The following is a 9407-nucleotide window of genomic DNA, read 5'->3' as shown; positions in this document are numbered from 1 at the left end:
AATAATAAATACATTTTCCCTCTATAAAATGATTACTTAACTATTAAATAGCATTCTTACATCTTCTAAATGCTTTTTAATTTCATCATAGCTTAAGTCATGAGTAGCATAGGAAATTAAGGTTTGAGCAGCACTGATAACAAATTTGTCATTATTTGAAATTTTCATTCCCCCATTTTGGAGCTGAGCTGAAATTTTTTCGATAATAATGTTTAGTTCTGGCACAGTAACAAAGTTATTTGTAGCAAACCTTTTTTTACGACAAATAAGAATTGCATCAATACTAATAGGCTCTTTAGCCGAAGTTTTGGGGCTGGCAGAACGTTGCTCAGCATGAACTGCATGTGCTGTGACAATAGCTAAACCAGCTTTATTTATAGCTTCATAGATTGCGGCCCATCCTTCAGCACGTGAATGATGAAAACTAAATGCAAGGATTCCTTCATCTTTTAGAACACGACAAGCTTCACTAAATACCGAAGATAATTGATTTGAAAATATCCTTGGGTCATTGTGCTGAACTTCTCCTGGATGCGATGAATCTATAGATGACATCCAGTCATAACGATCACGTAAAACTGGAGACAACCAGGCAAAAAAGAAATCACTCAGTTCAGAATAATGTACAAAGTCAAAATATGGTGGATCAGTAATAACAGCATCTACAGTTTTTTCTGGTAATGGCAGTTTTGAACTATCTCCATTCAGAATTAATACTCCATGTTCTTGAAGCTTTAATTCTTCCCAGTTTTCTACACGCTGAGTTGTAATTGGATTACTTACGACAACCTTATTAGAGCCTATCCGCTCACCAAACATGTCATATTTAAACTCTAGGTCAAAAGGAGTATCTAAGTAACGTTTAGCTCGTAATAATCGAGATTCGAATAAACTACTGAATGTCCCACTGCTTCGATTAGTTCCCCAAATGGAATTCTCTAGTGGGGTGCGCTCAGGCTTTAATATATGGTTTGAAAACATATGGCGGACAGCACCAGTTCCCTCACCTTTGAAACTGCAGAAAAGGTTGTTGAATTCCAATGTACTGGAGAATAGACAAAGGATCTGCTCCTGAATTATTTGGTCTTTTATATTTAGGATTTCCTGTAAGAGTAATCCCAAGCAAAGCAGTTGACGAGAGTTAAAAAAATCACGCCATTTAGTATAGTTATAACCTCGTGCTTGGTCTGTATTATGACCAGGACGAACCTCTGTTTGAGGTAGTGGAAGGCTTTCTATATCTAGTCTTTTTTCAGCTTCATCATATAAATCAAAATCTTCTTGAGTAGCTTTTAAGTAGATTTTTGAACCGTCCTTACGCAAAGCCATTAATGCATACATACGTTGCTTTGGAGGAGCATTCTTAGGTATTAAATCTTTAATTTTATATTTTGTTCCATCCTTTGCTGTTATGTTCTGACCACTAGTAGGACCTTTTTGTGGGTTGAAAATATACGCACAACTTTTACAACATAATTCAGTCGAGTCATATCTATCTTCTAGTACTTCCCAGCAATTAGGGCAGACAATTTGAGCTTTTGGTTTTTTTTTCGGATAAGCATCTTGCGAAAAAACATAACGTGAAAATAGCGGAATTACTTCATTATCAGGAGTCGTTACTGTTTTAACCCAAAAGTAATATAGAACAGGGATTTTTTCACCAGTTAATGGATCTTGAGTTTGATAATAGTGTCGAATTTTAGGAGCTACTGTTTGCTCTAAGTATTCAAATGCAGCATGTAAATCTGCTTCAGGAACAGGTGTGAACGCTTGACGAACTAAAAAAGTGCTGATGGGGTTAATATCATTACCAATAGCCTTTGCACCAAGCTTTAATGCCTCTCCAAGAGAAGTTCCACTACCCATAAAAGGATCTAAAACTACTTTATCCTTTAAATTATGAGTCTTATAAAACTCTTCCCAAATATTAGTTCCTGGAGGAGTTAAAGCACCTATTGTGATAGCACGAAAGACTGAGCCTAAGCGAGTAGCCCACCATTTATGAATATGGTAAATCGGGCGATTAATTTCTTTACGCCAACTCTCTTGTTCAGCAATCTGACTAATTTCAACTATAGGAAACTGACCTTCTAGAGCTGTTGTGTCTGTATCCTGCATTGTTTTTGCAATATCTATCATTTACTAAGCAACTTCTTATCATCTTTTACTAAATATGATTTATCTGCCATAAGAACTGGTTTATTAGTTTGGTTACGTAAGCGATATGCAATAAATTTGTGTTCAGTTTTTCCTTTAGGATTCACACATCTTTCTGCTACTAAGTCATTTGTACGCAAATCGAAGTTATAACCTACCACTAAAGAATCTGCTTCAACTCTAGTAAGTTTTCCGACCTCTTGGTATCGAAGATCTGTACCAAAGTCTTCTGGTAAAATTAGAGTCATTAATCCGGTAGTACCTTCTGTTAAGGCAAAAGGAGTCGGAGCAACATACATTTTCCGATCACGAATTATAATGTCGCCATAAGTACCAAATCCTTTAACATTTTTATTTTTGTGGACGTAATTATGATCTGCATTTAAGAAGTCACCATGACATATGACTAAATCAACAACTGGATACTGTTTTTGATTACTATCACCGACAGAATAATCTGAAAGGTCCGCAGGATAACGGCCAAATACATAAAATATAGTACGGCCATTATGGAAACCTGTAGGTACTTGGCTATTTGAGTCGTAGTCACGTTCACGACCTGGCCAGGCAAGTCCTTTAATTTCAAAACCTTCAGCTTTATTTACTAAACAGAAATCAGGATAAGTATTTCTTCCAGATCCTTCAAAGTAGATACCTAAGTTTTCAAGGCGTTTTTGAAACCAGTTCTGGAAATGAAATTCTTTATCTTTTGAAGAAACTGCTTCAATCAACTCACCATTTTGAACAGCTAAAACACATTGTTCAAAAACATCGAAAACTGTACTATCTTTTGACATGATTATCCTTATTACTAATAAATTCAGATACCTATATAATTAAAAGCATATTCTCAAAGGTTTTAAGAATAGTAATTAATTTGGATATTGAAATCTGGCGAATGGTAGAGGGAAACGTATTTTAGCCATAATATCTTTAGATGAGGATATCTATGAGCTTAGATGTATGAGAGAACATCACTTTAGGATATTAAATTTAATTTTTCTAAAATTAACATAATGCACGTTATACGAAACGCTTGAAGCTTTCCTTTTAATTTCAGTATATTACTTGGCGCTGCCCTGAATCATAGAGCAACAGGGCAGCAACCTCTCTACTTTTCACGTTCCACGCCTGTTTTATATACAAAGTTCCACGCCTTTGCTTAGACAAACTGAACAATCCCCTTAGCCATTCGGCAGGAAAAACCGACTCCAGAAGCCTCTTTTTTCGGGTTCTGCCTCAACCTGTTCTGGGATCGGAATACGAGTATTCTCGATAGCAGATTCTTTAGTTGGCATAGCCATCACTTGTTCATTTTTACTTATTGATGGCTCTGGTAGCTCGGATTCTGGGTCTATAGAACTAGTGGTATATTGTTTAGGTGCCTCTAATAGACGTTGCATTGTTTCAATCTGATTCTGATAAAAAGATTCACGTTCTTTTGCATCTGAAAGCTGATTTTTAAGCATGTCTACCTGTTGTCTAAGTAGTAAAACCTCTGCCGAAATTGGACTGTCTATTTTTACAGACTCTTTTACATCCTGTTTTTTTGTAGGTTCACCAAATACACGGATAGCCTCAGAAAAATCAATTTTATTATCAGAATTTTTGCTTAAAATTCCTTTATTTATGTGATTGTAAATAGTCTGTCTATTTATATTGTAAAGCTTGGATAATTCAAGAACTGAAAGACTTTTCATGGTGTAAAACTATGCCTAATCTTGTCAAAAGTTATTGTCTATTAGACTGTCTAATAGACAGATGAGCAAGTTTATATTTTATGCGGTTTTAAAGCCTACTTTTTTCAGGAAAGGGAGTAATTCCTCAAATTTACTTGGGTCTTTTAGCATTTCGATAATACGGGCAGCAAACTGTTCAAAGCTTTCGGTGCCTTGAGAATAGCTACTCATCTCATGTAATTCAGAGAGTTTATTAGCAAAAAAATGACGTTGTTTATCGGTCATTCTAGAAAATAAATCTAGTGGAGTTGCCTCTCTTTTTGGTTCCATAGACTGAGAGATAGTTTTCTTCTGCTTGAAGGAAAATGAAAATCCAGAGATAGAACGTCCCTGTTTATGTTGTTCATATTTTGCTGTTATGTCTGTTAACTCATTAACCTGTTTTAGTGCAAAGTCTAAAACGTAAGTCTTAAAGTTACTCATGGTTTTGTACTGATGAGTCTCAACCCCAAGTTGTTGTCTGAAAGTTGGTAGGTCGAATACAGGCGTCTTCCCATTAGATCGCCATTGAATCAATAGTTCATACAGGCGAATAGCGTATGAGCTTGTTAATCTAGAAACCTGTTGTAGCTCATATTTCGTAAAATTTTCTTCTAATCTTGTGATGAGGGGGACAATATCTTGAGTAAATCGTAGAAAAACGATTCCAGAATGTTGCTCATACCCAATTTTATCTACCCAGCGACAATGGAAACTACGGTCTTTACCAGTCTTAGGATTGACGTCATGATAAGTGACATAACGATCAAATAAGCTTTTAGAGGCTTCACGAAGTACAGTGTATGCAGTGTGCTTTTCCACATTAAATGTATTGATATAGCTACTCGCATGAACCTCTAGCAAACTATTCTCTGTAATACCATGTCCTGTCTCTCTTGCCTCAGCAATTGCTAATAGAATTAAGCGTTGTTCCACCATATCTAAGGTGTAACTAGCTTGAATTAAGGCATTATCTTTTACTACTAACTCAGCCATTTTTAATAATAAAGTTATAATTGATTAGGTCGTACCTTAACCTAGTTTAATATATTTGTAAATCAACCTAGTTTAATAGGTCGATAAACCTATCTTTAAGGTCGATAAACCTAGTTTAATAGGTCGATAAACCTAGTTTAATAGGTCGATAAACCTAGTTTAATAGGTCGATAAACCTAGTTTAATAGAGCCTGAAATACCTATGTATAAAGGCTTTCATCATATCTAAAAGCATTTAAAAGCATTAAAAATAATTAAAAGCCCAAGACAGGAAAAATTGCCCTTGGTTTTCGCTACGCTCAAACTCTATTGAATCTTGCTTTCGCTCGATTCCTGGGGCAATTTTTTGGTTCATGTTGACGTGACTTTAAGAAAAAGCAAAAGCAACTCGGAATTCGCTTCGCTCAAAAAGCTTTTTTACTCGCTACGCTCGGTCTAGGCTTAAATTTCTGCATGTGATTTATGCTTATTTAGGCTTCACAGCCTAAAAAGCTGTTTTTCAGAGAGTCTAGGTGCGAATTTTGGGAGATCACTCGTAGACACTCGTTCTGTTTCTATCGAGATGAGTTTTAAAGATGCTCTATTTCGCAGCTAATTTCGTTTTTTGAGCTGTTTTCAAAGTTTCTTTATGGATTCTATATTTTGCTTAATAAGCCCGTTAAAACGCATCTGAGCGCATTTTAGGAGTATCAATTGTTGTCTTAAAAATATGAGCAGTGATTTCCCTATTGGAAATGGTTTTGGATCAACGCCAAGCACAAGCTTAACGTCACTTTGGTCAATTGATCGAATAAGAAGTCGGCACATGCCGAGATTTTTTTGTCACACACCACGCATCTAAAGATGACACCCCTCAAATCCTTACGGCTACAGGTTTCTAGGCAATATTTAATAGTTTGAAAACGTGTACAATTTAATTGATATTTTTTTGATTAAATATTTGATTTATATATTAATTATCTTGTACATGAGGTTGTACAAAATTTTACATGCTTTTTATATTAACTCTATGAAAAATAAAGTGAATATTATGTACACAGCAACAATTATAGTTTTGTACATAATTTTAGAGGAAATAATTTTTAAATTAATGAAAATTAACAACAAATTATTGTACAAAATGAAAGGTAACCATCATGTCGAATGTATTAATCAATTCAGTCAATATCGTGAAGTTTCCACGCCCATGTACTTTGTGTGATGCCAGAGAAAACGTACAGCTTTTTGCAGGACTAATGGTGTGTGAACAGTGCCAGGAAAATATCAGGATCACTAATCCTGGGGCGTTTTCTGCCAATGATTCCATCGAACAGAATAGCCAAGATTGACCTGGATCGGCTTTAACGGTAGTTTTAGATAAAAGGCACTTCTAGTGACAGGTAGTTCCCTGTTCTGAAGTGCCTTTTTTCATTTCGTAGAAGAGATTTTATGTTAAATAGTCATTAATTTAGTGGTGTTTTTATGTTCAACATGCTGTGTATCTTGTGATAGTTTCATAGAATAAAAATCTAACAAGAGCTATCAATGATAGAAATATTAACCTTAGTGATTGCACTGCTATCGTTATTGGTCACTTATCTTGTCTATTACAATAACTCTATAGGAGATGTTGTGGTATACGCACAGATAGATAGACGTAGGCAGACCATCATTAATTTAATAATTCATAACATAGGTAAAGGCATTGCCAGAGATATTCAATTTGTCTGTCCTAAAGGGATACCTAAAGAAGCTTATGGAATCCCTGGTCTAAGAGATCCATTAAAGTTTTATGATTCAGGTGCATTCATTAAAGGGCTTCCTATTTTATTCCCAGATGAAAAGTTAATTTATTCTTGGGGACAGTATGGTGGGCTTAAAGAAGCACTAAATGGCATGCCACTAGAAATTGAAATCACTTTTTTTAGTCAGACTAGCTTGCAGGTAATTAGAAGGAAAATTAAGAACAAAGTTGTGATAGACCCTACTGCTTTTGAAGGTGTTGATATAAGTGAGTCTAGCTTCGAAAGTGATGTTAAAACCTCATTAAAAGATATAGCAAAGTCTTTAAAAAGCATGTCCTCGTAAAGTTATAGGATGAAATATTTTAAACGCTAATTTTTTATTATAGTTAATAATATATAACTATCTGTATGGTTTAACTTTTTAGCATAAATAATCTAGGGAAAAACACTATATATCGTGCATTTTTTTAATAAATTACAAATAATTCTCAACATATTGTGTATTTTTTTTGATTTTATTTTCCAATTTTTTTGTAAAAAATAAAGAAAAGTATTGAACCTTATAAAAAAAGAACGTATATATGTTTTGTATATACAAGGTGTATTGCATAACCACTGTTATTTGCCTAAATATTGAACTGTTTTGCTATTAAAACTAGTTATTTCAGTTGACTACTCGCTTTGAGTGGTAGATATTATCTATCAAAATGTATATACATATCGTATATACATAAATCAGAAATCGAGGAGTGAAACAATAAGATGGCTGGTGGTAACAATGACCCTTTTTTAATCTCCGCTCGTGTGCGACAAAAGTTAGCAGACAAGCACAATGTAGTATTAGCAGAAGTTGAACAATGCTTTTATAACTTCACGGGTAGTCATTTTCTGGATGATAAACGTGAACAGCATAAAACCAACCCTCCAACTAAATGGTTTATTAGTCAAACTGATTCAGGTCGTTGGTTGAAAATCTGCTTTATGTTCTACGAAGATCAACAAAAATTTGCGATCAAGTCCGCATTTGATCCAAATCAAGATGAAATTGATATGTTTTTTAATGATCAATAAATCAAAGCAATATTGAACATTTTTAGAAGTGAAGACTCATCACTTCTGAGAGTGTTCAAACACTTAATGAAAGCCCCCCATCTAAAATGATGGGTTTTTGTTTAAGACTTACACTCCACTTTCAAAGTGAACGTGATGCAAACACGATTAAATTGTTATCAGGTATAGATATGAAAAATATAGATCAAGATCAGATTTTGAAAAATCTTGAACTCGATGAAGCCGATTTGTGGGAGACTAGAGAGCTGGGATCTGACCCTAAATTCGCTAGATCTACACCAGTGCCATCAGCTTTTCATGAAATTTTGAATAAATCTAACAATATGCAAATGATTTCAATTCGTTTACCGAGGGAGCTTATTGATGATCTGAAAGAAATCGGAGCTTCCCAAAAATTGGGATACCAAGCTTTAATGCGTGTGGTATTGAAACGATTTGTAGATGCAGAAAAAAAAGTTATGTATAGAGATTTAATTAAAGCTAATGAAGAGTTAGAACGGAAATTACATGATGCTGAAGCTCTTTTAAAAGAGCATCAAAAATCGAAAAAGACAGCATAATTTGTGTGATTCATAGAGATCGCTAGATTGAAACGATCTCTATGAATCACACACATAATTGTTAAAATGAAAAAGAGAGGATTTAAGTCCTCTCTTTTTCATTTTATACGTTATATGACCTCGAACACACGAGTGTAAAATTAGTCATTATCATCTCTAGTACATTGACTTATTGCTGGTTGTGAAACTCCATATTGATCAGCCAGCTGGCGCTGTGTATATAAACCAGAGCGATATAAACCTTGAATTTCTCGTCTTTCTGTAGCCGATAATGCAGCACTTGATGGGACTTGTGGCATATCAGAAACTAATTGATTTTCTAAATTACTAGCTTGTGTATGTAATTGATTTAGATGCTCTCTATTAGTTAGTAAATCTGTAATTTGCTCAGAATTCAAAGAACGATTATTTCTCAATACATCATCTATTCGGCTTCTTCTATTATCAATTTGTTGATTAATATCCTGCATAGATCGTCTAATTGAAGCAACATCAGATCTGGTTACCTGCACAGTTGCTCTATTCTCTGCTTCAATCTGTTCTCTATTAAAATTACGTGGTGGAATAGCCATGAATATTTTTCCATAATATAACTTATAATATGTGGTATAAGTTATATTATGGAAAAATAAAGTCAATCTTTATTCTCTATAGCGTAAAAATAAAATGATCTGAATTTATAGAAATCATTCAGACAATAAAAAAGCCAGACATCCTGTCGGGCTTTTTCGTATTGGGTGTTTAGGTATAACTCCTGTCGTACCTCACGTCCTGGTGTTGCACTTATCATTATTGTTTTATGTGTTGGAACATCCTGTTCTCTATGTCCCCATCATATGAAAAATCGCAGGGATGCCATAGACGCAATGCTCCCTAATTCATGTCAGCCTGAGCTTACAACATTGCTCAAAACTTACCCCAAGGTTTATCCGCAGAAATTGCGGATAATTTCCGAGGTGCAGGCATTGAGTTATCAGGGAAAAGTTGAGATTTGAGCGTTTTTTTGATCGATTTTATTGGCTGAAAGTGACAAATTCGTTCAATAAAAAGCCGACTTGTTTCAAAATCGGCTTTTTGGGTATTTTTTGGTTAGAGTGAAATTTTTAAGTACTTGATATTTATATTCATATACAAGTGTACTTCGTATAACGGCCATTATGTTAAATAGTTTATAAAGGGAA

At 34.5% G+C, this 9407-nt stretch carries 9 protein-coding genes; 4 read left to right on the top strand and 5 right to left on the bottom strand.

Translation table 11 applies throughout. The features are described 5' to 3' along the window. Positions 1-36: 36 nt before the first annotated feature. The 4 genes from AC6CHI_RS15990 to repM form a co-directional block, all read right to left on the bottom strand. The gene (locus AC6CHI_RS15990) at positions 37-2139 is read right to left on the bottom strand and encodes a DNA methyltransferase (RefSeq protein WP_498122483.1); all 2103 of its coding nucleotides are present in this window, start codon (positions 2137-2139) and stop codon (positions 37-39) included. Continuing rightward, positions 2136-2954 carry a hypothetical protein gene (locus AC6CHI_RS15985; protein ID WP_498122482.1) on the bottom strand — a complete coding sequence of 273 codons (819 nt, stop codon included), beginning with the start codon at positions 2952-2954 and terminating at the stop codon, positions 2136-2138. Before AC6CHI_RS15985 ends, AC6CHI_RS15990 begins: the two co-directional genes overlap by 4 nt. 387 nt (positions 2955-3341) lie before the next feature. After that, the gene (locus AC6CHI_RS15980; RefSeq protein WP_498122481.1) at positions 3342-3857 is read right to left on the bottom strand and encodes a plasmid replication DNA-binding protein; all 516 of its coding nucleotides are present in this window, start codon (positions 3855-3857) and stop codon (positions 3342-3344) included. A 78-nt stretch (positions 3858-3935) separates the two neighbouring features. Beyond that, positions 3936-4871 carry a replication initiation protein RepM gene (repM, locus tag AC6CHI_RS15975; protein ID WP_498122480.1) on the bottom strand — a complete coding sequence of 312 codons (936 nt, stop codon included), beginning with the start codon at positions 4869-4871 and terminating at the stop codon, positions 3936-3938. A 1136-nt stretch (positions 4872-6007) separates the two neighbouring features. Here repM and AC6CHI_RS15970 point away from each other — a divergent pair. The 4 genes from AC6CHI_RS15970 to AC6CHI_RS15955 all read left to right on the top strand — a co-directional run bounded on the left by AC6CHI_RS15970 (position 6008) and on the right by AC6CHI_RS15955 (position 8226). After that, positions 6008-6199: a hypothetical protein gene (locus AC6CHI_RS15970; RefSeq protein ID WP_498122478.1), complete on the top strand. Its 192-nt coding sequence runs from the start codon at positions 6008-6010 to the stop codon at positions 6197-6199. 196 nt (positions 6200-6395) lie between these two features. Next, positions 6396-6938, top strand: a complete 543-nt coding sequence (locus AC6CHI_RS15965) for a DUF8453 domain-containing protein (RefSeq protein WP_498122476.1) — start codon at positions 6396-6398, stop codon at positions 6936-6938. A gap of 419 nt (positions 6939-7357) precedes the next feature. Beyond that, positions 7358-7666 carry a hypothetical protein gene (locus tag AC6CHI_RS15960; protein ID WP_498122475.1) on the top strand — a complete coding sequence of 103 codons (309 nt, stop codon included), beginning with the start codon at positions 7358-7360 and terminating at the stop codon, positions 7664-7666. Positions 7667-7836: 170 nt separating this feature from the next. Next, positions 7837-8226: a CopG family antitoxin gene (locus AC6CHI_RS15955; RefSeq protein WP_498122473.1), complete on the top strand. Its 390-nt coding sequence runs from the start codon at positions 7837-7839 to the stop codon at positions 8224-8226. A 140-nt stretch (positions 8227-8366) separates the two neighbouring features. Here the strand turns inward: AC6CHI_RS15955 and AC6CHI_RS15950 are convergent, their stop codons facing one another. Beyond that, entirely contained in the window at positions 8367-8798 is a 432-nt protein-coding gene (locus AC6CHI_RS15950) for a hypothetical protein (RefSeq protein WP_498122471.1), read from the bottom strand. Between the last annotated feature and the right edge of the window lie 609 nt (positions 8799-9407).

The organism is Acinetobacter sp. GQ146, from assembly GCF_059758585.1.
The sequence above is the reverse complement of the archived record's forward strand: the minus strand, read 5'-3'. Positions and strand labels throughout refer to the sequence as shown.